The sequence below is a fragment of the Inquilinus ginsengisoli genome (assembly GCF_031453975.1).
GTDB lineage: Bacteria > Pseudomonadota > Alphaproteobacteria > DSM-16000 > Inquilinaceae > Inquilinus > Inquilinus ginsengisoli_A.
The window spans coordinates 413,079-436,466 of the sequence record NZ_JAVDPW010000009.1 but is presented as its reverse complement, the minus strand read 5'-3'; the positions used below and the strand labels follow the sequence as shown (position 1 = coordinate 436,466).

At 69.6% G+C, this 23,388-nt stretch carries 25 protein-coding genes; 11 read left to right on the top strand and 14 right to left on the bottom strand.

Annotated elements, in window-relative coordinates; genetic code table 11:
- Nucleotides 1-20: 20 nt before the first annotated feature.
- Complete coding sequence (locus E9232_RS26105; protein ID WP_309799050.1) at nucleotides 21-1,385, bottom strand: glutamate--cysteine ligase; 1,365 nt, start codon at nucleotides 1,383-1,385, stop codon at nucleotides 21-23.
- A 33-nt stretch (nucleotides 1,386-1,418) separates the two neighbouring features.
- Nucleotides 1,419-2,177 (bottom strand): 16S rRNA (uracil(1498)-N(3))-methyltransferase, encoded by a 759-nt coding sequence (locus E9232_RS26100; RefSeq protein WP_309799048.1) that lies wholly within the window; start codon nucleotides 2,175-2,177, stop codon nucleotides 1,419-1,421.
- 309 nt (nucleotides 2,178-2,486) lie between these two features.
- On the opposite strand from E9232_RS26100, the gene ubiA reads away from it, so the two are divergent.
- Nucleotides 2,487-3,410: a 4-hydroxybenzoate octaprenyltransferase gene (gene ubiA, locus E9232_RS26095; protein ID WP_309799046.1), complete on the top strand. Its 924-nt coding sequence runs from the start codon at nucleotides 2,487-2,489 to the stop codon at nucleotides 3,408-3,410.
- Between the two features lie 4 nt (nucleotides 3,411-3,414).
- Here ubiA and E9232_RS26090 read toward each other — a convergent pair whose 3' ends face one another.
- Nucleotides 3,415-3,756 carry a DUF488 domain-containing protein gene (locus E9232_RS26090; protein ID WP_309799043.1) on the bottom strand — a complete coding sequence of 114 codons (342 nt, stop codon included), beginning with the start codon at nucleotides 3,754-3,756 and terminating at the stop codon, nucleotides 3,415-3,417.
- 296 nt (nucleotides 3,757-4,052) lie between these two features.
- On the opposite strand from E9232_RS26090, the gene E9232_RS26085 reads away from it, so the two are divergent.
- Nucleotides 4,053-4,706, top strand: a complete 654-nt coding sequence (locus E9232_RS26085) for a class I SAM-dependent methyltransferase (protein WP_309799041.1) — start codon at nucleotides 4,053-4,055, stop codon at nucleotides 4,704-4,706.
- Between the two features lie 201 nt (nucleotides 4,707-4,907).
- On the opposite strand, the gene E9232_RS26080 is transcribed toward E9232_RS26085, so the two are convergent.
- From E9232_RS26080 to E9232_RS26055, 6 genes are all read right to left on the bottom strand, one after another.
- Nucleotides 4,908-6,065, bottom strand: coding sequence for a L,D-transpeptidase family protein (locus E9232_RS26080; protein WP_309799039.1), 1,158 nt, complete (start codon nucleotides 6,063-6,065; stop codon nucleotides 4,908-4,910).
- Nucleotides 6,066-6,270: 205 nt separating this feature from the next.
- Nucleotides 6,271-7,923, bottom strand: a complete 1,653-nt coding sequence (gene groL, locus E9232_RS26075; protein ID WP_309799037.1) for a chaperonin GroEL — start codon at nucleotides 7,921-7,923, stop codon at nucleotides 6,271-6,273.
- A gap of 49 nt (nucleotides 7,924-7,972) precedes the next feature.
- Entirely contained in the window at nucleotides 7,973-8,284 is a 312-nt protein-coding gene (gene groES / locus E9232_RS26070; RefSeq protein WP_309799035.1) for a co-chaperone GroES, read from the bottom strand.
- 152 nt (nucleotides 8,285-8,436) lie between these two features.
- Entirely contained in the window at nucleotides 8,437-9,717 is a 1,281-nt protein-coding gene (locus E9232_RS26065; RefSeq protein WP_309799032.1) for a TRAP transporter large permease, read from the bottom strand.
- Complete coding sequence (locus tag E9232_RS26060) at nucleotides 9,717-10,244, bottom strand: TRAP transporter small permease (protein WP_309799030.1); 528 nt, start codon at nucleotides 10,242-10,244, stop codon at nucleotides 9,717-9,719. Before E9232_RS26060 ends, E9232_RS26065 begins: the two co-directional genes overlap by 1 nt.
- A gap of 77 nt (nucleotides 10,245-10,321) precedes the next feature.
- Nucleotides 10,322-11,296 (bottom strand): TRAP transporter substrate-binding protein, encoded by a 975-nt coding sequence (locus E9232_RS26055; protein ID WP_309799028.1) that lies wholly within the window; start codon nucleotides 11,294-11,296, stop codon nucleotides 10,322-10,324.
- 157 nt (nucleotides 11,297-11,453) lie between these two features.
- Here E9232_RS26055 and E9232_RS26050 point away from each other — a divergent pair, with 157 nt between their 5' ends.
- The 5 genes from E9232_RS26050 to E9232_RS26030 all read left to right on the top strand — a co-directional run bounded on the left by E9232_RS26050 (nucleotide 11,454) and on the right by E9232_RS26030 (nucleotide 15,501).
- Entirely contained in the window at nucleotides 11,454-12,134 is a 681-nt protein-coding gene (locus tag E9232_RS26050; RefSeq protein ID WP_309799026.1) for a GntR family transcriptional regulator, read from the top strand.
- A 379-nt stretch (nucleotides 12,135-12,513) separates the two neighbouring features.
- On the top strand, nucleotides 12,514-12,777 hold the full coding sequence (locus E9232_RS26045; protein ID WP_309799024.1) for an usg protein: 264 nt from the start codon (nucleotides 12,514-12,516) through the stop codon (nucleotides 12,775-12,777).
- Nucleotides 12,778-13,100: 323 nt separating this feature from the next.
- Entirely contained in the window at nucleotides 13,101-14,279 is a 1,179-nt protein-coding gene (locus tag E9232_RS26040; protein ID WP_309799022.1) for a pyridoxal phosphate-dependent aminotransferase, read from the top strand.
- The gene (locus tag E9232_RS26035) at nucleotides 14,276-15,046 is read left to right on the top strand and encodes a GNAT family N-acetyltransferase (RefSeq protein WP_309799020.1); all 771 of its coding nucleotides are present in this window, start codon (nucleotides 14,276-14,278) and stop codon (nucleotides 15,044-15,046) included. The genes E9232_RS26040 and E9232_RS26035 overlap by 4 nt, the downstream gene beginning before the upstream one ends.
- Nucleotides 15,043-15,501: a hypothetical protein gene (locus E9232_RS26030; protein ID WP_309799018.1), complete on the top strand. Its 459-nt coding sequence runs from the start codon at nucleotides 15,043-15,045 to the stop codon at nucleotides 15,499-15,501. The genes E9232_RS26035 and E9232_RS26030 overlap by 4 nt, the downstream gene beginning before the upstream one ends.
- Nucleotides 15,502-15,503: 2 nt before the next feature.
- Here the strand turns inward: E9232_RS26030 and E9232_RS26025 are convergent, their stop codons facing one another.
- On the bottom strand, nucleotides 15,504-16,334 hold the full coding sequence (locus E9232_RS26025) for an IclR family transcriptional regulator (RefSeq protein WP_309799016.1): 831 nt from the start codon (nucleotides 16,332-16,334) through the stop codon (nucleotides 15,504-15,506).
- A gap of 320 nt (nucleotides 16,335-16,654) precedes the next feature.
- On the opposite strand from E9232_RS26025, the gene E9232_RS26020 reads away from it, so the two are divergent.
- Nucleotides 16,655-17,281, top strand: coding sequence for a LysE family translocator (locus E9232_RS26020; RefSeq protein ID WP_309799014.1), 627 nt, complete (start codon nucleotides 16,655-16,657; stop codon nucleotides 17,279-17,281).
- A gap of 141 nt (nucleotides 17,282-17,422) precedes the next feature.
- Here E9232_RS26020 and E9232_RS26015 read toward each other — a convergent pair whose 3' ends face one another.
- A complete protein-coding gene (locus E9232_RS26015) occupies nucleotides 17,423-18,532 on the bottom strand; it encodes an asparaginase (RefSeq protein ID WP_309799012.1) in 1,110 nt (369 codons plus the stop codon).
- 101 nt (nucleotides 18,533-18,633) lie between these two features.
- Between E9232_RS26015 and E9232_RS26010 the strand changes: the two genes are divergently transcribed.
- From E9232_RS26010 to E9232_RS26000, 3 genes are all read left to right on the top strand, one after another.
- Nucleotides 18,634-19,158: an RNA methyltransferase gene (locus E9232_RS26010; RefSeq protein WP_309799011.1), complete on the top strand. Its 525-nt coding sequence runs from the start codon at nucleotides 18,634-18,636 to the stop codon at nucleotides 19,156-19,158.
- 361 nt (nucleotides 19,159-19,519) lie between these two features.
- Entirely contained in the window at nucleotides 19,520-19,849 is a 330-nt protein-coding gene (locus E9232_RS26005; protein WP_309799009.1) for a hypothetical protein, read from the top strand.
- Nucleotides 19,850-19,990: 141 nt separating this feature from the next.
- A complete protein-coding gene (locus E9232_RS26000; protein WP_309799007.1) occupies nucleotides 19,991-21,808 on the top strand; it encodes a glycoside hydrolase family 15 protein in 1,818 nt (605 codons plus the stop codon).
- A gap of 6 nt (nucleotides 21,809-21,814) precedes the next feature.
- On the opposite strand, the gene E9232_RS25995 is transcribed toward E9232_RS26000, so the two are convergent.
- The 3 genes from E9232_RS25995 to E9232_RS25985 all read right to left on the bottom strand — a co-directional run bounded on the left by E9232_RS25995 (nucleotide 21,815) and on the right by E9232_RS25985 (nucleotide 23,272).
- Complete coding sequence (locus E9232_RS25995) at nucleotides 21,815-22,174, bottom strand: response regulator (RefSeq protein WP_309799005.1); 360 nt, start codon at nucleotides 22,172-22,174, stop codon at nucleotides 21,815-21,817.
- 85 nt (nucleotides 22,175-22,259) lie between these two features.
- A complete protein-coding gene (locus E9232_RS25990) occupies nucleotides 22,260-22,772 on the bottom strand; it encodes a hypothetical protein (protein WP_309799003.1) in 513 nt (170 codons plus the stop codon).
- Nucleotides 22,769-23,272: a hypothetical protein gene (locus tag E9232_RS25985; RefSeq protein WP_309799002.1), complete on the bottom strand. Its 504-nt coding sequence runs from the start codon at nucleotides 23,270-23,272 to the stop codon at nucleotides 22,769-22,771. The genes E9232_RS25990 and E9232_RS25985 overlap by 4 nt, the downstream gene beginning before the upstream one ends.
- Between the last annotated feature and the right edge of the window lie 116 nt (nucleotides 23,273-23,388).

Sequence of the window (23,388 nt, the reverse complement as noted above, 5' to 3'; positions counted from 1 at the left end):
CTACGGCAGGCCCTGCCGGGTCAGTAGGCGTAGGCCGCGAAGATCGGGTCGACCGAGCCTTTCCACTCGGTCTGGTAGCGGCGCAGCATCTCCGACGCCTGGCTTTCGCCGGACTCGGCGATCTGCTGCAGGTCGTTGAGGAAGCCCTCCTCGGTGCCGCCGATGGCATCGGTCGCGGCCCGGGCGGCCAGGCCGTGGCGGGCGATCGCCAGCACCCGCAGCGCCACGTCGCGCAGCGTGCCGCCGCGGAACGGGGTGGCGAGGCCCAGCCGTGGCACGTCGCGGCGCAGCGCCGCCCGTTCGGCCTGGGTCCAGTCCTTGACCAGGTCCCAGGCGGCGTCGAGCGCGGTGCCGTCGTACAGCAGCCCGACCCACAGCGCCGGCAGGGCGCACAGGCGGGACCACGGTCCGCCATCCGCGCCGCGCATCTCCAGGAACTTCTTCAGCCGGACCTCGGGGAAGGCCGTGGTCAGGTGGTCGGCCCAGTCGTTCAGCGTCGGCAGGTGGCCGGGATAGACCGGCAGCTCGCCCTTGAGGAAGGCGCGGAAGCTGTGGCCGGACGCGTCGATGTAGCGGCCGTCGCGGTAGACGAAGTACATCGGCACGTCGAGCAGGTAGTCGACATAGCGCTCGAAGCCGAAGCCGTCCTCGAACACGAAGGGCAGGTCGCCGGTGCGGTCGGGGTCGGTGTCGGTCCAGATGTGGCTGCGGAAGCTCTGGAACCCGTTCGGCTTGCCCTCGATGAAGGGCGAGTTGGCGAACAGCGCCGTCGCCACCGGCTGCAGCGCCAGGCTGGCCCGGAACTTCTTGACCATGTCGGCTTCGGAGGCGAAGTCGAGATTGACCTGCACGGTGCAGGTCCGCTTCATCATGTCGATGCCGAGCGAGCCGCGCTTCGGCATGTAGTCGCGCATGATCTTGTAGCGGCCCTTCGGCATCCAGCCGATGTCCTCGCGCCGCCATTTCGGCTGGAAGCCCAGGCCGATCATGCCGATGCCGAGCTGCTCTCCGACCTTCTTCACCAGGGCGAGATGGTCGGCCACCTCGGCGCAGGTCTCGTGGATGCTGCGCAGCGGCGCGCCCGACAGCTCGACCTGGCCGCCCGGCTCCAGCGTCACCGAGGCCTTGTCGCGGACCAGGGCGATCAGGTTGCCGTCTTCCTCGACCCGCTCCCAGCCGCAGCCGGCGAGGCCTTCCAGCACCGCGCGGATGCCGTCCGGGCCCTCATAGTGCAGGGGACGCAGGTCGGAGAGCCGGAAGGCGAACTTCTCGTGCTCGGTGCCGATGCGCCAATCCTCCACCGGCTTCGAGCCGGAGGCGAGGTAGTCGACGAGCTGCGCCTTGCTCTCGATCGGTGCGGCGCTGGCGGTCTGCGGACCGGACATGGGCGAGAACTCGGGTGTCGGGATGGGGTCGGATCAAAGGCGATGCGGCGGCCGGTCGCGCCCGTCGCCGGCCAGCATCTGCCAGACCGCGAGCGCGGCGATGGCCGCCGTGTCGGCGCGCAGAATACGAGGGCCGAGGCCGACCGGTCGAACAAATTCGTGACGGCGCAGGAGGTCGAGCTCGGCGGCGTCGAAACCGCCCTCCGGACCGACCAGGAGGCCCGCCGGACCGCGGGCTTCCACCGCCGCCTCGGCGATCGGGCGCGCCGCCCCCGCCTCGGCGCAGACCAGCAGCCGCCGGCCCGCCGGCCAGGCCGCGAGCAGGGCGTCGAGCCGGACCGGATCGCGCACCTCCGGCACATCGAGGCGCTCGCACTGCTCGGCCGCGCCGACGGCATGGGCGCGCAGCCGGTCGAGATTGACCCGCTGGACATCGGTGAAGCGGGTGAACACCGGCTGGAGCACGGCGGCGCCGAGCTCGGTGCCCTTCTCCACCACCGCGTCGATCGCATCCTTCTTCACCGGGGCGAAGCACAGCCACAGGTCGGGGGCCGGCAGCGGCCGCCGCAGTTGCCGCTCGACCGCGGCGGCGCCGCCCGACTTGGCCAGCGCATCGAGCCGCGCCAGCCATTCGCCGTCGCGCGGGTTGAACAGGCGCAAGCCCTCGCCGGGCGCCAGCCGCAGCACGCCGCGCAGATGGTGCGCCTGGACATCGGACAACGGCACCGCCGCCCCGGCGGCCAGCGGGGCGTCGACGAACAGGCGGGTGCGCGGCAGGGCATCGGAGGTCATGCCCGAAGCTAGCCGGTGGCCGGGTGGCGGGCAACGCGTCCTTGGGAAGACGGCGGGGCCGCTGCCCCGGGGGCTCTCTGGGACGCACCCACTTCGAGGCCGCCTTCCCCCATCGTCATTGCGAGGAGGCACAGCCGACGAAGCAATCCATGCCAGGCGGCATCATGGATTGCTTCGCTGCGCCCGCAATGACGAGGCGGGGTTCCCGCGAGCAGAAGAGGCGACGCGCCGGTGCCGCCATCTCCCGCTTTGTCAGATCGCCCGGACGGCGCTACTGATGCGCCAGCGCACGCCATCGGCGACAGGACCATGACCGACACCGCTTCCGACATGCGGCCCCAGAGCCGGCTGCTCCGCTGGGCACCGCCCGGCGTCCGGCCCTATCTGATGCTCGGCCGGCTGGACCGGCCGAAGCCGGTCATGCTGCTGCTGTACCCGTGCTGGTGGGGGCTGGCGATGGCGCCCAGGCCGGCCGGATTCGGCTGGATCGACCTGTGGTACGCCGTGCTGTTCGGCATCGGCGCGGTGGTGATGCGCGGCGCCGGCTGCACCGTGAACGACATCCTGGACCGCGACTTCGACGCCCAGGTGGCGCGCACCCGCACCCGGCCGATCCCCAGCGGCGCGGTCAGCCCGACCCGGGCGGTGCTGTTCCTGATCGCCCTGCTGCTGCTGGGCTTCCTGATCCTGATCCAGTTCAACGGCACCACCGTCGGGCTGGGCATCGCTTCGCTGGTGGTGGTCTTCACCTATCCGCTGATGAAGCGGATCACCTGGTGGCCGCAGGCCTTCCTGGGCCTGGCCTTCAACTGGGGCGCGCTGGTCGGCTGGACCGCGGTGACCGGCGAACTGGCCCTGCCGTCGCTGATCCTCTTCGCCGCCGGCATCTGCTGGACCCTGAGCTACGACACGATCTACGCGCTGCAGGACATCGAGGACGATGCCCGCATCGGCCTGAAATCGACGGCACGGCTGTTCGGCGCCGCCGCCCGGCGCTGGGTCGCCGGCTTCTGCGCGCTGACCGTGCTCGGGATCGGCGCGGCCGGCCTCCTGGCCGGGCTGGCGCCCCTGCCCTTCCTGCTGTGCCTCGCCGCCGGCGCGGCGCAGCTGGCCTGGCAGGTGGCCACGCTAATCCCCGACCGGCCGGCCGACTGCCTGGCCAAGTTCAACTCGAACCGCTGGTTCGGCCTGATGGTCCTCATCGGCCTCATCGCCGGCCGCGCCCTGGCCTGATCGCTCAGACCCCGAGGTAGCGGGCCAGGGCCACCGCGTTGTTGTGGCGCTCGTCGCGATGGGCATAGAGCAGCGTCACCCAGCCGTCCTTGCTCTTCTGCCTGAGGAAGGCGATCGCGTTGGGGTGGGTGTCCAGCTCGGCGTTGTAGCGGCTGCAGAACTCCGTCCACTTCTCCGGGTCCTGGTGGGTCCAGCGGCGCAGCTCGTCGCTCGGCGCCACGGTCTTCAGCCACATGTCGAGCGCCGCGGCTTCCTTGGTCAGGCCGCGCGGCCACAGGCGGTCGACCAGGATGCGGTAGCCGTCGCCCTCTTCCGGCGGGTCGTAGACGCGCTTGACCCGGATCATGTCCCGGCCTCGTCTTTCGCGGCCCCGGACTTGGGCTTGGCCTTCGGCGGCCGCGGGGCAAGGCCGGCATAGGCCGGGTCGATCTCATGCAGGAAGCAGGGTGGAGAGCTACAGTCTCCGACGTCGTCTTCGGCCGGACCCGCCTTCGGCCGGGCCTGAACACGGCGGCTCGCCATCTCGTCGTTCCCCCAATAGCGGCGATGGTCTGCGCCATCGTCACAGCGGAGTCTCGACGTTCCGGCGCCGGACATCAAGACCGCCATGGCTCATTGCCGCCCTGCGCGCTAGGAAGAGCGATGATTTCCGACATCGACGCCTTCATCCGCGCCAACACGGCGCAGGCCCGCACGCCGCTGCTGCCCGAGTTCCTGCTGCATCTCGCGACCGAGGTGACGCCCCTGTGGGAGGCGACGGAGGAGACGCTGCGCCGGACCGGCCTGCCGCCGCCCTACTGGGCCTTCGCCTGGGTCGGCGGCCAGGCGGTGGCGCGCCACATCCTGGACACCCCGGGCAGCGTGGCCGGCAAGCGGGTGTTCGACTTCGCCTCGGGCTCCGGCATCGTCGCCCTGGCCGCGGCCCGGGCCGGCGCCGCCCGGGTGGTCGCGGCCGAGATCGACGCCATCGCGGTGGCGGCGATCCGGCTGAACGCGGCCGCCAATGGCTGCGTGATCGAGGCCGACGGGCGCGACCTGATCGGCGACGCGCTGGAGGACATCGACATCGTCTGCGCCGGCGACGTCTGCTACGAGAAGCCGATGTCGGACCGGGTCATGCCCTGGCTGCGCCGGCTCGCCGGGGCCGGCAAGACCGTGCTGCTGGGCGACCCGGGCCGGGCCTATCGGCCGCAGGACGGGCTGGAGGAAGTCGCCCGGCACCAGGTCCCGACCAGCGTCGAGATCGAGGACCGCGCCCTGCGCGAGGCCGTGGTCTGGCGGGTGCTGCCGGGGTGACGCCGCCTTCGCGGCGAGGCCGGCTCTCCCCCTCACCCGGAACCGCTACGCGGTTCCGACCTCTCCCCAAGGAGAGGTACGAAGGGACGGTGCTTCTTCACCTCTCCTTGGGGAGAGGTCGGAAATCCCGTGGGGATGCAATCCCCACAGGATTTCCGGGTGAGGGGGTGGCGCCGGCCGATGGCCGCCTGGACGTGTGGCTCAGTTGGTGGTCGGCGCCGCCGGAGCGGTGGTCGGCGGCACGGCGGGAACCGTGACCGGAGGTGGCGTGACCGCGGGTGCGGCCGGCGCCGCCGGGACAGCGGGGATGGTCACGGCCGGGGCCGCCGGAGCGACGGGCGCCGCCGGAGCCTCGGGTATCGTGGCCGGCGCGGCAGGCACCGTCGTGGCCGGGGCCGGCTCGACAGCCGCTCCCGGCACCGCCGGCGCAGCGGTCTCGCCCGGCGTCGTCGCCGGCGGCACGGTGCCGTCGGCACCCGGCACGGCCTCACCCGGAACCGTCGCGCCCGGAACCGTCTGGCCCGGAACCTCGGTCGGCGCCGGCTGGGCCGCCTTCGCGGCCCGCGCCTGGCGGCGGCCGGCGCTGCGGGCCAGATAGGCCTGCCGCGCCTCGTCCTTGTTGGCGTAGACGTCCGGGTAGTTCACCGGCTGGCCGAACTCGTCCGGGAAGCGGGTGAAGTAGCCGATATAGACCGGGATCTCCTCCGGCAGGCGCTCGGTGTACATGCGGCCGCGGGCGATCTTGGCGCTGATCTCGTCGACGGTGGTCTCGTCGGCCCAGGCCGCCAGGTCGCGCACCTTCTCGACCCGGACGCAGCCATGGCTGAGCGCCCGCTTCTCACGGCCGAAATAGCTCTTCTGCGGCGTGTCGTGCAGGTAGATCGACTGGTTGTTGTCGAGCTCGAGCTTGATCCGGCCCAGCGGGCTGCGCGGCCCCGACGGGATGTAGACGCTGGCCTCGTTGCGCACGATCGACGGCGTCGGGGTCCAGTCCGGGTTGTACTTGATCGCGTACATGTTCGACAGCAGCTCGGGCGTCGAGGTGCCCGCGGCGCCGACCACGACCTTGCTGCGGATCACCGGGGCGCCGTCCTGGAAGGCGATCAGCTCATAGGACGGAATATTGACCAGGATGAACTTGCCGCGCGGCGGGATGGCGACGGTGACGCCGGCGTCGCGCATGGCCTGGACGAAGGGGGACAGCGGCGGCGCGCCGGGCTGTGCCGGCGCCGGGATGCTGGCGGTCTGCTGCGGCGTGCCGGGCACACAGGCGGCGAGGGCCAGGATCGAGACCAGGGCCAGGGCGGCGCGCGTGACGGGCTGGCGGCGATGCGGCGCGCTGTGTCGGCTGACGGTCATCTCGGAAAATCCCCTTCCATCTCGGGCGGCGTGGCCCGATGGCCGCACGGCGCTGCTAATGATCTAGGCATAAATACTCGGTTCGGCAACGAAGCGACTTCGACGCCCCCGTGAATCCTTGCATCGCCCGGCGTCATGGCAAAAAAAGGGCGCTCCGAAGAGCGCCCTTTCACAATTGGACTTTGGAGGTTCCGATCCGTGAGGATCAGAAGTCCATGTCGCCCATGCCACCCATGCCGCCCATGCCGCCGCCCGGGGCCGCAGCCGCCGGCTTGCGCTCGACGTGCTCGGCCACCATCGCTTCGGTGGTGATCAGCAGGCTGGCCACCGAGGCGGCGTTCTGCAGCGCGGCGCGCACGACCTTGGTCGGGTCGATGACGCCGGCCTTGATCAGATCGCCATACTCGCTGGTCTGGGCGTTGTAGCCCCAGTTCTTGTCGTTCTTGTCCTGCAGCTTGCCGACAACGATCGAGGCGTCGCCGCCCGCGTTGGTGACGATCTGACGGACCGGAGCCTGGAGGGCGCGACGGACGATGTCGATGCCGACCCGCTCGTCGTCGTTGTCGTGCTTGACCTTGTCCAGCGCCTTGGAGGCGTAGAGCAGGGCCGTGCCGCCGCCCGGAACCACGCCTTCCTCGACCGCGGCGCGGGTCGCGTGCATCGCGTCGTCAACGCGATCCTTGCGCTCCTTCACCTCGATCTCGGTGGCGCCGCCGACGCGGATCACCGCGACGCCGCCCGCCAGCTTGGCCAGACGCTCCTGCAGCTTCTCGCGATCGTAGTCCGAGGAGGTCTCCTCGACCTGCGCGCGGATCTGGTTGCAGCGACCCTCGATCTCCTTCTTGGCGCCGGCGCCGTCGACGACCGTGGTCTCTTCCTTGCCGATCAGGACCTTCTTCGAGCGGCCCAGCATGTCGAGCGTGACGCTCTCGAGCTTGATGCCGAGATCCTCGGAGATGACCTGGCCGCCGGTCAGGATGGCCATGTCCTCGAGCATCGCCTTGCGGCGATCGCCGAAGCCCGGGGCCTTGACCGCCGCGACCTTCAGGCCGCCGCGCAGCTTGTTGACCACGAGGGTGGCCAGAGCCTCGCCCTCGATGTCCTCGGCGATGATCAGCAGCGGCTTGCCCGACTGAACGACCGCCTCGAGCACCGGCAGCATGGCCTGCAGGCTCGACAGCTTCTTCTCATGCAGGAGGATGTACGGGCTCTCGAGCTCGCAGATCATCTTCTCGGCATTGGTGATGAAGTACGGCGACAGGTAGCCGCGGTCGAACTGCATGCCTTCGACGACTTCGAGCTCGGTGTCGAGGCTCTTGGCCTCTTCCACCGTGATCACGCCCTCGTTGCCGACACGCTCCATCGCCTTGGCGATCATCTCGCCGATGTCGCGCTCGCCATTGGCGGAGATGGTGCCGACCTGCGCCACTTCGGCGTTGGTCTTGATCGCCTTGGAGCGGGTCTTGAGGTCGGCGACGACGGCCTCGACGGCCTTGTCGATGCCGCGCTTCAGGTCCATCGGGTTGAGGCCGGCGGCCACAGCCTTGACGCCCTCGCGGACGATCGACTGGGCCAGCACGGTCGCCGTGGTGGTGCCGTCACCGGCCAGGTCGTTGGTCTTCGAGGCCACTTCGCGCACCATCTGCGCGCCCATGTTCTCGAACTTGTCGGCGAGCTCGATCTCCTTGGCGACGGTCACGCCGTCCTTGGTGATCCGCGGTGCGCCGAACGACTTGTCGAGGACGACGTTGCGGCCCTTCGGGCCCAGCGTGACCTTGACCGCATCGGCGAGGATGTCGACGCCGCGCAGCATGCGCGACCGGGCGTCGAGCGAGAACTTAACGTCCTTCGCAGCCATCTTTTCAGTCCTTATATGTCTTTGGATTCCGGTGAAGGCGACAGGCGGATCAGGCCGCCTTGGCCGACTTCTTCACGGTGATGATGCCGAGGACGTCGCTCTCCTTCATGATCAGGAGATCCTGACCGTCGAGCTTGACCTCGGTGCCGGACCACTTGCCGAACAGGATGCGGTCGCCGGCCTTGACGTCCAGCGGCACCAGCTTGCCGGCCTCGTCACGCGTGCCCGCGCCGACCGAGATGACCTCGCCCTCCTGGGGCTTTTCCTTGGCGGTGTCCGGGATGATGATCCCGCCAGCGGTCTTCTCGTTCTGTTCGATGCGGCGCACCAGCACACGGTCGTGCAGGGGACGGAATTGCATCGTTGCTCTCCCACTCTTCAATGAAGAGATATGCGTTAAAGGTCCACCCCGGCCCGGTCGTTAGCACTCCCGGCCGGTGAGTGCTACGCATTTAAGGGGAAGCCCCGGACGGGTCAAGGCCCGCCGCATGATTCACCCCAACAAAGAGTCTTTCAGCGGAACGCGGCGGGCAGCCACAGCGACAGCGCGGGGATGTAGGTGACCAGCAGCAGCACCGCGATCGAGGCCCCGAAGAACGGCCAGATCGTGCGCATCGCCTCGCGGATCGTGATCTTGCCGACGGCGCAGCTGACGAACAGCACCGACCCCACCGGCGGGGTGTTCAGGCCGATGCCGGCGTTCAGGATCAGGATGACGCCGAAATGCACCGGGTCGATGCCGAAGGCCTTGACCACCGGCAGCAGCACCGGGGTGCAGATGATGATCATCGGCGCCATGTCCATGAAGGTGCCGAGGATCAGCAGCGCCACGTTGATCAGCAGCAGCACCATGATCGGGTCGCTGGAGATGGCGTGGATCGCGGCGACGGTCGCGGTCTGCACCTGCAGCAGCGCCATCAGCCAGCCGAAGGCCCCGGCGGTGCCGATCACCAGCAGCACCATGGCGGTGGTGCGCACCGCGCCCTGCACCGCCTCGACGAAGTTGGGCCAGTCGAGCTCGCGATAGACCAGGAGCGCGACCAGGAAGGCGTAGATCACCGCGATGCAGGAGCTTTCGGTCGCGGTGAACACGCCGGACCGGACGCCGCCGAAGATGATGCCGATCAGGAGGATGCCGGGCAGCGCCACCACCAGGTAGCGGCCGACGGCGCGCAGGCCGGGGAACGGGTCGGACGGGTAGCCGCGGCGGCGCGCCACGATATAGGCCGTGACCATCAGCGCCGCGGCCAGCAGCAGGCCGGGGATGATGCCGGCGGTGAACAGGTCGGCGATCGACACGTTGCCGCCGGCCGCGATCGAATAGAGGATCATGTTGTTCGACGGCGGGATCATCAGCGCGATGATCGCCGAGTTGGCGGTGACGTTGACCGCGTAGTCGCGGTCATAGCCGCGCGCCGCCATCTGCGGGATCATCAGCCCGCCGATCGCCGAGGCGTCGGCCACGGCCGACCCCGAGATGCCGCCGAACAGGGTCGAGGCGACGACGTTGACCTGGCCCAGGCCGCCGCGGAGATGCCCGACCAGGCTGGCGGCGAAGCGGATCAGCCGGACGGCGATGCCGCCGCGGATCATCAGGTCGCCGGCGAAGATGAAGAACGGGATCGCCATCATGGCGAAGGCGTTCATGCCGGAATTGATCTGCTGGAACACCACCACCGGCGGCAGCCCCATGTAGAGCACCGTCGCGAGGCAGGAGATGCCGAGGCAGAAGGCGATCGGCATGCCCATGAACATGAACAGCGTGAAGCCGCCGAACAGGACCCACAGCTCCATCACGCCATCTCCTGCACGCTGGGCATCGACGCCGCCGTGGGCTCGATGCCGGCGATCCGGTCGAACAGCCGCTCGGCCGCGAACAGCGCGATCAGCGCGCCACCGGCGACCAGCGGCAGGAAGTCGAACCCGCCGGGGATGTCCAGCACGGGAATGGTCGCGGTCCAGGTCCCGATCGCCAGCAGCACGGAGTACCAGACCATGGCGACGCCGAAGCCGAGGATCAGCAGCAGGTTCACGATCTCGAGCCCACGGTTGACCACCGGCGGCAGAATCTGCTGCAGGATGTCGAGGCCGAGATGGAAGCTCTCGCGCACGCCGACCGCGGCGCCGAGCAGGATGAACCAGCCCATCAGCTGCAGCGTCATCGGCTCGGCCCAGCTGGGCGTGTCGTTCAGCACATAGCGGGCGAAGACCTGCCAGCCGACCACGCCGGTCATGGCGACCATGCCGGCGCCGGCCACCCAGAGCGCCCCGGTGGACAGGGCGCCCAAGGCCCGGCGCGTCGCGTTCAAGACCGATGCCATGCCGGCCGATCTCCCTCTGCCATCATGTCGAACGGCCCCCCGCGCGGATGCGCGGGGGGCCGGTGCGGATTGCGGAGCTACTGGACCGCGCGGATGCGCTCGACCAGCGACTTGGTCTTGTCGTCGGTGACGAACTTCGCGTAGACCGGCGCCATCGCCGCGACGAAGGGCGCCTTGTCGACGGTGATGATCTCGCCGCCGCCGGCCCGGACCTTGGCCTCCGACTCCTTCTCGCGCGCCACCCACAGCTCGCGCATCTTGACCACGGAGTCCTTGGCCGCCTGGCGCAGCAGGGCCTGGTCGGCTGGCGCCAGCTTGTCCCAGGACAGCTTGGAGATCACCAGGACCTCGGGCGTCAGCGAATGCTCGGTCAGGGTGAGGTGCTTCGCCACCTCGAAATGGCGCGACGATTCATAGGACGGCCAGTTGTTCTCGGCCCCGTCGACCACGCCGGTCTCCAGCGCCGAATAGACCTCGCCATAGGACATCGGCGTCGGGTTGGCCCCGAAGGCCTGCAGCATCGCGATCCACAGGTCGGATTGCTGGACCCGGATCTTGAGGCCCTTCATGTCCTCGATCGACTTGATCGGCGTCTTGGTGGTGTAGAAGGACCGCGCGCCGGAATCGTAGAAGGCGAGGCCGACCAGCCCATGCGGCTCGAACGCCGCCAGGATCTCGTCGCCGATCGGGCCGTCGACCACCTTGTGCATGTGGTCGACCGAGCGGAACAGGAAGGGCAGGCCCAGCACCTGGGTCTCGGGCACCAGATTGTTGAACGGCGCCGAGTTCACCCGGTTCAGGTCGATCACGCCGAACCGGGTCTGCTCGATCGTGTCCTTTTCCGCGCCGAGCTGCGCGTTGTTGAAGACCTGGATCTTGATCCGGCCGCCCGTCCGCTCGTCCATCAGCTGGCCGAGATACTGGACCGCCACGACGGTCGGATACCCGTCGGGATGGATGTCGGCCGAGCGCAACGTGACGCTTTGCGCCATGGCGGGCAGTGCGGTCAGCGCCAATGCTGCCCCCAAGGCCAGTGCTGCGATGGACTTCATGATTGCCTCCCCCTTTGGCCTGATATGGTCTCTCGATCTTCGCCCCCGGCCCCCTGCCGAAAGACGCGATCTGGTATGATCAGGCCGCCATCTAGTATGGTATTTAGGAGGTTAGTATGGTACTTCAGCCAACGCAATATCCGTTGTGAGCTCCCGCATGGCGCCGCTCGACCTTCTCGACCAGACCACCAGCATCGCCCGGCTGATCGAGCTGGAGATCCGCAAACGGATCGTCACCCTGGCGATCGAGCCCGGCGCGCCGCTGTCGGAGCAGGAGATCGCGGCGCGCTTCGGCGTGTCCCGCCAGCCGGTGCGCGAGGCCTTCATCGCCCTGGCCCGGGCCGGGCTGGTCGAGATCCAGCCGCGGCGCGGCACCTTCGTGGTCAAGATCTCGATCGAGCGCATGCTGGAGGCCCGGTTCATCCGGGAATCGCTGGAGAGCGCGGTGGTGCGCCGGGCCTGCGAGCGGTTCGATTCCCGGGTCCGCACCCGCATCGACTTCCATCTCGAGGCCCAGGAGGTCGCGGCCAAGGCCGGCGAGCACTACGAGTTCCAGCGTGCCGACGAGGCGTTCCATGCCGCCCTCGCCGAGGGTGCTGGCTGCCCGTCGGCCTGGACGGTGATCGAGGACCTGAAGGCGCATATGGACCGCGTCTGTCATCTGACGCTGCCGCTGGCCTCGTCCCTCCCGGTGCTGATCGACCAGCACCGCGTCATCCTGGCGGCGATCGACCGGCGCGACCCCGAGGGCGCCGAGGCGGCGCTGCGCGCCCATCTCTCCGAGATCCTGCGGGCCCTGCCGACCGTGCAGCAGCAGCACCGCGCGCTGTTCGACTGAGCGAGCCTCTGGGTTCACGCCCCTTGTCCGTCGCCCCTTATCTGTCATTGCCCGGCTTGCCCTCAGGTGTCCGGTTAAGCGTTTCAGGTCGAGGACTGAGGCCCAGGTCTTAACTTTCTCATGTCATTGCCCGGCTTGACCGGGCAATCCAGGGGCCACCGAGAGCCGCTTTGGCCGCCCCTAGATGCCACGGTCAAGCCGTGGCATGACAAACAAGAGGGCGGGATATGGAGCGTGATCTAGCAGCAATCCCACCTGACCGCTGCTAAGTCTTTGATTTGTTTAGAAATACCCTTGTTCGCGGAGAAAATCCACATCACATTTCCTTCATGGACCGGACGATCGGAAAGGGCCGGCCGCGCTGGAAGGATGTGAAGGGATGACCGATCTCGAACGTCAGCTGCAGGGCTACCGCCTGACCACGGCGGAGATCCTGTACCGGCTGCCCGATCACCCGGGCCTGCTGCAGAGCTTCCTGTGGCAGAAGCTGGACCTGGCGCCGCGCTTCCCGGAGCTGCACCGGTTCCTGGATTTCTGGACGCGCAACATCGAGGGGCCGCTGCATTCGGTGCGCGTCGCCTCGACCGCGGTGGTGAAGCCGGCCGAATTGCGGCTCTGCGCCGGCGAGTTCCGTCTGCACTGAGCAAGGTGGAGCGGGCGGCGGGACCCCTGCCGGTCCCGCCGCCGCCCGCGACCCGGAGGGGGGTCCAGCCGCGGGGCTTACGCCATGGCCGCCGACGGGGAGGGGCTCCGCGACGACCACCGAGGCCTTGCCCGGCACCGGCGATCATGCAATCGCGCCGCGCCGTTCTCGGACCTCCTTTCACCAACGCCGCTATCGCCGATCCGGTTCCCCGCTGAATCCGACCGGTCCGATGGCGCCGCGCGACGCCCATGCGCCGGGCGCTGGATGACGGCCGGCGCCCCGGCTTGCTACCCTCCCCGCAGCCAAGGGAGGTTTTGGACGTGGACGGACATATCGCGACGGGTCTTCTGGGGGCCATTCGACCCGACATCGCGCGGCTGCCGGAGAGCGGCATCGTCGAGGTGGTCAATGCCGGGCGCGGCAAGCCCGACCTGATCCAGCTGTGGGTCGGCGAAGGCGACCAGCCGACGCCGGCCTTCATCGGCGAGGCGGCCAATCGGGCCCTGGCCGAGGGCCACACCTTCTACACCTGGCAGCGCGGCATCCCGCCCCTGCGCGAGGCCCTGGCCGGCTATGTCAGCCGGGTCGCCGGCGCCAGCGTTCCGGCCGGCCGCATCTACGTCACGATCGGCGGCATGCAGGCGATCATGATGACGATGCAGGCCCTGATCGTGCCGGGCGACGAGATCGTCATGCCGGTGCCGGTCTGGCCGAACATCTTCAGCGCCGTCGACATCGCCGGCGGCCGCACCGTGCCGGTGCCGATCGGGGTCGAGAACGGCCGCTGGCGGCTGGATCTGGACCGGCTGTTCGCCGCCTGCGGCCCGAAGACCCGCGCCCTGTTCCTGAACAGCCCCGGCAACCCCACCGGCTGGACCCTGACGGCGGAGGAGCAGAAGCGGATCCTGGAGTTCTGCCGCCCGCGCGGCATCTGGATCGTGGCCGACGAGGTCTATGCCCGCTTCGTCTATGATCGCCCGGCGGCGCCGTCCTTCCTGGCGATCGCGGAGCCGGAGGACCGGCTGGTGGTGGTCAACACCTTCTCCAAGAATTGGGCGATGACCGGCTGGCGCATCGGCTGGGTGGTGGCGTCGGAGGAGCTGGGGCAGGTCTATGAGAACCTGCAGCAGTTCAACACCTCCGGCGTGTCGACCTTCCTGCAGCATGGCGCGGTCGCCGCCGTCGAACAGGGAGAACCCTTCATCCAGAGTCAGGTCGAACGCTGCCGCACGGCGCGCGACCTGGTGATCGCGCGGCTATCGGAATCCCCCCGCGTCCGGCTGATCCGCCCGGACGGCGCCTTCTACCTGTTCTTCGGCGTCGACGGCGAGCCGGACAGCCGGGCCCTGGCCCTGCGCCTGCTGCACGAGGCCAATGTCGGCCTGGCCCCGGGCTCGGCTTTCGGGCCGGGCGGCGAAGGCCATCTGCGGCTATGCTTCGCCGGGTCGCTCGACCGATTGGAAACGGCGATGGAGCGGCTGCTGCCCGCATTGTCGTGAATCGGGCGCTGCTCGAACGCCTGGTTCCCAACACGCTGGCGGCCGCGGCGGAAGGGCGGCGGCGCGAGGCCGTCGGTCCCTTCGCGCTGTTCGTGTCGGAGGCCAGCGACGACCCGATGCTGAGCTTCGCCGTGCCGGTGGCCCCGGTGCCGGAATGGCGGCCGGCAATCGCCGGCCTGCAGCACGCCTTCGACACGGCCGGACGCCGTTTCCGCCTGGAATTCTTTCGCGAATTGCATCCTTCGTTGTCTCCGACGCTGTTCGCCATGGGCTATCGTCGCGAGATGGAAGCGCCGCTCATGGTCCTGGGCCTCGACGCCTACCGCGCCGCGCCCGCCGGGCCGGCGGTGCTGGTGGATGCGCATGACGAGGCCGCGATCGACGGGCTGATGCAGGTCCAGCACGACGCCTTCGACCAGCCGCTCGACGCGGCCGGCCAGGCCGATTTTCGCGCGCGGCTGACCCAAGGCCTGCTACAAGGGACCCGCCGGGCGGCGCTGGCCCGGTGGGACGGTGTGCCCGCGGCCAGCGGATTGCTGCTGATCGGCGGCGGCACGGCCGAGCTGGCAGCCGTGGGGACGCGGCCGCCCTTCCGGGGCCGCGGCCTGGCCGGGGCGGTTTGCCGCCGATTGCTCGACGCCTATTTCGGTGACGGCCACGACCTCGCCTGGCTCTCCGCCGCGGTCGGGGCGGAACCGCTCTACGCCAGGCTCGGCTTCCGCCCGGCCGGCACCCAGCTGAATTTCGGCACCGCAGGATCCCCATGACCAAGAGACGCACGACGCGGCGCACCCCGGCCAACCCGATGGTCCAGATGACCGAGATGGCGGTGGCCGCCGGCCAGACCATCGGTCATCGCAGCCTGATGATGGCGCAGGCGGCCGGCGACCCGGTGGCGATGGGGCACCCCGAATTCACCCGCATGCTGGCCGAGAAGATGGCGGTGGTGGCCGAGACCGGCGCCAAGGTCGCGACCCAGATGGCGACCGCCCAGCACGGCTGGGCCGGCTGGTTCGGCGCCCAGGCGCAGCTCGGCTTCGCGGCCATGACCTCCGACCCGGTCACGGCGTGGCAGCGTTGGATGCAACTGGGCATGACCCAGGGCGCCGAGATCGGCAACCGGCTGATGGACGATGCCGCCGCCATCACCGATGCCAGCCTGTCCTCGGCGCACCGCGTCGTCTCCGCCAACGCCAAGCGGCTGGGCCGCAAGAAGCGCTAGGATTACGCCGGGCGCCGCCGTGCCCAGGCGACCTCCGCCGACGGCCCGCCGAGGCGCTGCGAGATCCGGTCGGCATGGTCGATCACGGCCTCGGCCAGCGCCGGCACCTTCTCCTCCGGCAGGCGCTGCTTCAGCCCGGTCACGCTGATCGCGCCCGCCGCCTCCCCGCCCCGGTCGAAGACGCAGGCGGCAAGGCAGAACACGCCCTCATTGTCCTCCTCGTCATCCACGGCGTAGCGGCAGAGGGCGATCCGGTCGAAATCCGCCTCCAGCGCCGCCAGGGTGCACAGGGTGTGCGGCGTGCGGTTGGGATGGCCGACCCGGCGCAGGATCGCCAGCGCCTCCGGCCGCGGCATGGCGGCGAGCAGGGCCTTGCCGACGCCCGAGCAATGCGGCCATTCCCGCCGGCCGAGCGCCGCCTCGAACTGCACCGACCCCGGCCCATCGACCCGGCCAATCACCACCGCGAAGCCGTGATCCAGCACCGCGACCCGCGAGGTCATGCCGACCGCCCGCGTCAGGTCGCGCAGCACCGGCAGCGCCGTGTCGGCCAGCCCGATCGACGCGACGGCGAGATCGCCCAGCCGCACCAGCGCGAGGCCCAGCCGATAGCGCCGCGTTGCCCCTTGGCCGCTGTCCGCGACCACGCCATGGGCGAGAAAGGTCTGCAGGATGGCGTAGGCCGCCGCCTTGGACAGCCCGGTCGCCTGGGCAAGGTCGGTCAGCCTGGCGCCGTCGCCGCCGGCCGCAGCGATGTGCTCCAGCAGGTCCAGCGCCCGGCCCAGGCTCTGCACCCGGTAGCGCTCATCGGCCATGGCGAGCCTTCGCGTCACCGGGCGAAACTCCGCCGATGATCGTTGACCGGCCGCACATCCGAGGTTATCCCTTATCGCATTGCCGAAGTGTGTTTCGTATTACCAAACATTTGTTAGGAAAGCAAAGACCGGACGGCGCCCCCGCCGATGGTGGGACGGGCGCAACCGATCGAATCCTCTCTCTCGCAGGGGGGATCGGGCAGGCGGGAGGGGACAGCGCAGGGGACAACTCGTGGTCCCGTCCCGCCTTCTCGTGAGCGGCGATGCGCCGCCACGGCACTGGACAAAGCGAAATCCCCATGGATTGCTGGCCGGATCATCCGCCCGGAGCCGCTGCCATGTCGCTCGACCTTTGGTTCGCCTTCCTGCTCGCCGCCGGCATCGTCCTGATCATCCCCGGCCCGACCATCACCCTGGTGCTGTCCTACGCGCTGGGCCGCGGCCGGTCCCACGCCTGGTGGATCGTCGGCGGGGTCGCGCTCGGCGACTTCACCGCGATGACCCTGTCGATGCTGGGGCTGGGCGCCCTGCTGGCCGCCTCCTCCGCCGCCTTCACCGTGCTGAAATGGATCGGCGCGGCCTATCTGGTCTATCTCGGCGTCAAGCTGTGGCGGGCTGCGCCCAAGGCCGAAGGGCTGGCCGCGGCCGACACCGGGCGGTCGCCCCGCGCCATGCTGCTGCACGCCTTCGCGGTCACGGCGCTGAACCCGAAGAGCATCGTGTTCTTCGTCGCCTTCCTGCCGCAGTTCGTCCATCCCGACGCGCCGCTGCTGCCGCAGATGGCGGTGCTGGAGGGCACCTTCGTCACCCTCGCCGCGCTGAACGCCGCCGCCTATGCTTGGGCCGGGGCACGGCTACGCGACACCATCGGCCGGCCGTCGGTGCTGCGGCTGATCAACCGCGCCGGCGCCGGCGTGCTGGTCGCCGCCGGTTTCGCCACTGCCGCCTGGAACCGGTCGAACTGAGAGCCTGTCCGGGACTGCTACTGGCGTGGCCGCCTAGCGGCGGTTTCTCCGCTTCTGGTGCTCACGGACGAGATGTCCGCTGCGCGCCGGTTCTCGAAACCACCACCAGCCGACTCACGCCAGCGCATTCCCGAACAGGCTCTAACCTTCGCCGGCCAGCCCCGCGGCACCGCGGACGGCGCCGACGGTGACGCCGAAGCGGGTCTTGATCGGCGGGGCCAGCCAGCGGCCGGCGATCTCCGGGTCGGCGCCGTCCAGCGCGCCGATGCGCTTCAGGATCGCGGCCATGGCGACATTCGCCGCCCGCTCGGCCCCGTCCTCGATCTTGAGCGCGACGCCCAGGCCGTAATCCGGCAGTGCGGCGCAGAACACGCCCTCCGCCCCGACCTTGGTCATCACCCGGCCCTGGCAGGCCTGCATGATCTCGGTGTCGAAGCGGCCGGTGCCCGCGACCATGAAGGGCTGCGTGCCCCAGGCCTTGCGGATGCGCAGCACCGCGGCGCGGCGCTTCTCCGGCAGGTCGTCGGGGTCGGCGATCTGCGCCATGGCGAAGGCCAGGCCTTCGAGCGGGATGGCGATGGTCGGGATCGAGCAGCCGTCCGCCGCCCAGGGCGCCGCACCGAGGCCGCAGCCGGTCATCTGCTCGAGCACGCCGAGGATGCGCTGCTGCACCGGATGGGTGTAGCGGATGTAGCCCTTGGTCTTCTCGCCGAGATGGACGGCGGTGGTCAGGAAGCCGGTGTGCTTGCCCGAACAGTTGTTGTGCAGGGCCGAGGGATGTTCGTGCCGGCACACCAGCGCATGCGCCGAATCCTCGTGGAACGGCAGATGGGCGCCGCATTCCAGGTCGGATTCGGACAGGCCAATCTTCGCCAGCCAGGCGGCGACGCGCTCGACATGGGCGGGTTCGCCATTGTGCGAGGAACAGGCCAGCGCCAGCTCCTCGTCACCCAGGCCGAAAGCGTCGAAGGCGCCGCTTTCGATCAGCGGGATCGCCTGCAGCGACTTGATCGCCGAGCGGGCGTAGACCGGGCGGGCGATGTCGCCCCAATGGCCCTGCACGGCGCCGGTGCGGTCGACGATCAGGGCGCTGCCGCGATGCCGGCTCTCGACCACCGAACCGCGCGTGACCTCGACCAGGATCGGCCCGCCGCCGGCGGCGAGATCGGCGGTTCCCGAGGCCGGGCTGTGGTCGGGGCCATGCTCGTGGCCGTGATCGTGGCCATGGTCGTGATTGTGGGGGTCGGTCATGATCGTCTCGGCAGGATGAAGGCAGGGCCGTTCCGGCCGCACCTTGCCCTCGCGCCCGGTGCGGGGCAAGGTCGGAGCCGGAAAGACACGGACGGGATCGGATGAAAGGCTATTTCGCGATCGGCTGCGAGGGCATCAGCAAGCCGATGAATGTCGGCGCCCTGATGCGCACCGCCCACGCCTTCGGCGCCAGCTTCTGCTTCACCGTGGCGCCGAACACGGACGAGGTCGATTTCGGCTGGAGCGACACCTCCAGCGCCGCCGGCGCCGTGCCGCTCTACACCTATCCCGACGTCGCCGCGCTCGCCCTGCCCAAGGGCTGCGCCCTGGTCGGGATCGAGCTGATGGAGGATTCGATCGCGCTGCCCAGCTTCCGCCACCCGCGCCAGGCCGCCTATGTCCTGGGGTCGGAACGCGGCGGCCTGTCGCCGGAGATGGCGGCGCGCTGCGACCACATCGTGCAGATCCCGACCCGGTTCTCGCTGAACCTGTCCCTGGCGGGCGCGCTGGTGATGTACGACCGGCTGATCTCGCTGGGCCGCTTCGCCGCGCGGCCGCTGCTGCCCGGCGGCCCGACCGAGCCGCTGCCGCCGCATGTCCATGGCACGCCGAAATTCATCGGCTGACCGGCGATCGTGGAGGGCCCGGACGTCATCCGGGCCAGACCGCCTTTTGGGCGTAAGGCAGAAATCAGAATACCTGCATGGATCTTCGAAGTTATCGATCGATTTTCGCCAATTATCAGACCAGCTTCTTGAAAAATCGGAACACGGCGCAACAACATTGCCGGCACTTTAATCATCGGTAAACTCTGCTTGCGGCGACGAAATCGGCACCATGTATTGAGGCGCACACGCTCCCTCTCGCCGCCTCTGCGACGACACGTGTGACACCGGGGCTGGGCCACCGCGACACGGATCTCGACGATCCGATGACATCGCAACTGCCGGCCGCCGATTTCAGATGAATGAGGACAGAGACATGGTCATGTCGCACTCCGCACGCCCGGCCGGGCTGATCGGCCTGGTCGCGCTCGGAATTCTCGTCGGGGCGGCCGCCGCCCAGGCCAGCGAACCCCAACTCCCGCCCCAGGCCCTGTGGACCCAGACGGCGGAAGCCCCAGGCTCGGACACCACGGCGGCATCGAACGAATCGGATGACAACGCCCGCAATGACCGGATCGGATCCATGGCCGTTGGTCACGATTTCGGCCATCCGGGTGCCGCCGCGCCACACGGCCACGCCGGCGGCTTCGACGCCGGCCATGGTGGCCGCGGCGGAGGCGGTCATGGTGGCGGCGGCCACGGCAGCCGCTGAGCACGATCGGATCGGGCCCGCATACCCACATCCGGCCTGATCCGCCTTGCAGCCCTGTGTCCCCGGGCTTCCCGGAATCGGCGACATCTTCGGCGCAGCCGTGTTGTCGACGAGGAGACGCCGTTTCAGGGATACAGGACCATGGCTGAGCGCAGGACGAAGACCCGGCCGGACCGGCGGATCGCCGATCACGGTGTCATCGGCAACCTGTCGACCATGGCGCTGGTCGCCCTCGACGGCACCATCGATTATCTGTGCTGGCCGAATTTCGACAGCCCGACCCTGTTCGCGAGCCTGCTCGATGCCAGGGCCGGCGGCGCCTTCGAACTGGCGCCGGAGATCGCCGGCGCTCGGGTCCTCCAGACCTATCTCCCCGAGAGCAACGTGCTGGTCACCCGCTGGCTGGGCGAGGAGGCCAGCGCCGAGATCACCGACCTGATGACGGCGTCGGGCGATGCCGAGGATTGCACCTACCGCCTGATCCGCCGCCTGCGGGTCACCCGCGGCACGGTCCGCTTCCGGCTGCGCTGCGCGCCGCGCTTCGATTATGCCCGGATCAAGCCGAAGGTCACGGCCGGAAAGGGCCAGGCCGTGTTCACCGCCGAGGGCTCGCCCGGCATGCGGCTGTGGGGGCCCGTCGCCTTCACCAGGGCGCGGGCGGGCGCCGAGGCGGTGTTCACCCTCGAGGCCGACGAGACCCTGGATCTGGTCCTGGACGAGGACGGCGCCGAGAAGCCGGACGCCGACGCCCTGGAGCGCCTGGTCGCCGAGACCACCTCCGACTGGCAGGCCTGGGCCGCCAAATCGACCTACAAGGGCCGCTGGCGCGACGCCGTCACCCGCTCGGCCCTGGTGCTGAAGCTGATGACCTCGCGCCGGCACGGGTCGATCGTCGCGGCCGCCACCTTCGGCCTGCCCGAGACACCGAAAGGATCGCGCAACTGGGACTATCGCGCCACCTGGATCCGCGACGCGTCCTTCACCGTCTACGCCCTGATGCGCCTGGGGTACCAGGACGAGGCCATGGCGTTCACGCGCTGGACGGCGGATCGCGCCGCCACCTGTTCCGGCGGGCGCCTGCACGTGATGTACGCGGTGGACGGCAGCCCCGTGCCGGAGGAGGAATCGCTGCCCCACCTCGCCGGCCACAACGGCGCCAGCCCGGTCAGGATCGGCAACGCGGCGGCCACGCAGCTGCAGCTCGACATCTACGGCGCGCTGCTGGATTCGATCTATCTCAGCAACAAATACGGCGACGCGATCTCGAACGCCGACTGGCACGGCGTCCGCCAGGTCGTGGACTATGTCTGCGAGAACTGGCACCTGCCCGATGCGGGCATCTGGGAGATGCGCAGCCGTCCGACCGAACACCTGCATTCGCGGCTGATGTGCTGGGTCGCCGTCGACCGCGCGATCCGCCTCGCCAGCAAGCGGTCCCTGAGCGCACCGTTCGAGACCTGGATCAAGACCCGGAACGAGATCAGCGAAGACATCTGGAGCACGTTCTGGAACGAAAAGGCCGGCCATTTCGTGCGCAGCAAGGACGGAACCGACCTGGACGGTTCGATGCTGATGATGCCGCTGGTCCGCTTCGTCGGCGCCACCGACCCGGCCTGGCTGGCCACCCTCGACGCCATAGGCGACCAGCTGGCCGATGACGGCCTGGTCATGCGCTACGACCGCGAGGACGGGCTGGACGGCAAGGAAGGGTCGTTCGCCGCCTGCGCCTTCTGGCATGTCGAGTGCCTGGCGCGGGCCGGCCGCGTGCGGCAGGCGCGGAACAACTTCGAGAAGCTTCTGCTCTACGGCAACCACCTGCAGCTCTATGCCGAGGAGTTCGACGTCCGCGCGGAATTCCTGGGGAACTTTCCGCAGGCGCTGACCCATCTCGCCCTGATCAGCGCAGCCTTCGCTCTCGACCGGGCCCTCGACGGCCGGCAGGAGCAGTGGCGGGCTTAGAGACCGCTAGTGGCTCGGCTGCGCCAGCAGCGACCGCACCGTCGCCGCCAGGGCATCGGCGGCATAGGGCTTGCGCAGGGTCGGCAGGTCGGCCGGCACCCCGTCCTCGGGGCCGTAGCCGGTGGTGAACAGCACCTTGAGCGCCGGCCGGTCGGTGCGGGCCCGCACCGCCAGCTCGGCCCCGGTCATGCCCGGCAGGCCGACATCGGTGACCATCAGGTCGAACTCGCGGCCGTCGAGCAGGCGCAGCGCCTCCGGCGCGTCGGCCGCCTCGGCGACGTCGAAGCCGCCATCGATCAGGGCTTCCGCCGCCAGAAGACGTACCAGCACGTCGTCCTCGACCAGCAACACGCGTCCGCTACACATCAGGCCCACTATCGGTTCGCTTCGGGTCGCCACCATCCGATTCATGGCGGCAAACCTCGCCCGGGGCAACCCTCAATGGGACCGGTCAGTGAATCGTCGACCCCACGGGAATCGCATGGGCGGCGATATCAGGGGGCGGTGCCTGGCTGGCGACGGCGGGCAGCAGAATGCCGCCATCGCTCAGGGCTTCGGCCAGGGCGGCGAACAGCGGGCCGCACAGCCGGGAGGCCACCGGGGTCAGGATCGCCCGGATCAGGAACGGCGCCCACATCGTCTCGCCCTGCTGGTACAGCGCCACGACGTCGAGCAGCAGCCGCTCGTCCTCGGTGACGTGCCGGCAGCGCGGGCAGTTCACCCGGATGGTGCGCCCGGCGCCGCGGCCGATGAAGCCCATCAGGTCGTCCACCGCCTCGGCCGCGGCCGGTGCCCCTTCGGCGCGGAAGGCGGTGCGCAGGTTCGGCATCACCGGAATGTCGTGGCGATGGCCGGTGACCCAAGCGCGGATGCCCCACAGCACCAGGGTCTCGGCCCGGGTCAGCGGCGGCGCCCCCGCCTTATCGTCATGCGTCTCGTCGCAGCCATGCGCGTCGTCGCTCATGGCATCGCCGCCCGGACCAGGCCGAAGGACGGCAGGTTGGCCGGCACGCGCAGCGGCCGGGGCGGCGGCGCGGGCCGCTGCAGCATGACGCCGGCGGTCGCCAGCATCTCGCCCAGCTCGGCGCACAGCCCGGCCGCGGCCCGGCAGGCGGCGGAGGACAGCATGCCGCGCAGCACCAGCGTCCCCGACACGCCGCGGCCCGACTGGCCGATCGCGACCAGGTCGAGGATCCGGCGCTCATCCTCGGTGACGGTGAAGGCGCAGGGCACGCCGATCTGCACCCGCCGCTCGGCGCCGAAGCCGACGATGCGGGTCAGCAGGCTGATGCGCTCGGCGGCCTCCTCGGCGCCAACCTTGCGGAAGGCGAGCAGCACCGGGTGGTCGGTCGGCGCCCCGGTCTTCAGACCGACGACGCTGAGCCGCAGCGCCCACAGCACCAGCTGTTCGGCAAACGGCAAGGCGCGGCGGTCGGTCGGTTCGGTGATCAGGTCTTCGTCCATTCTGGACTCTCCCGTGAACGGCCCGATCATATGAGAACGATTATCAATCGCGAATCAAGAGAGAATGTAACCCCGACCCTCCGGCCGGCGAATCGCCATCAGCCTCCCATCACAGG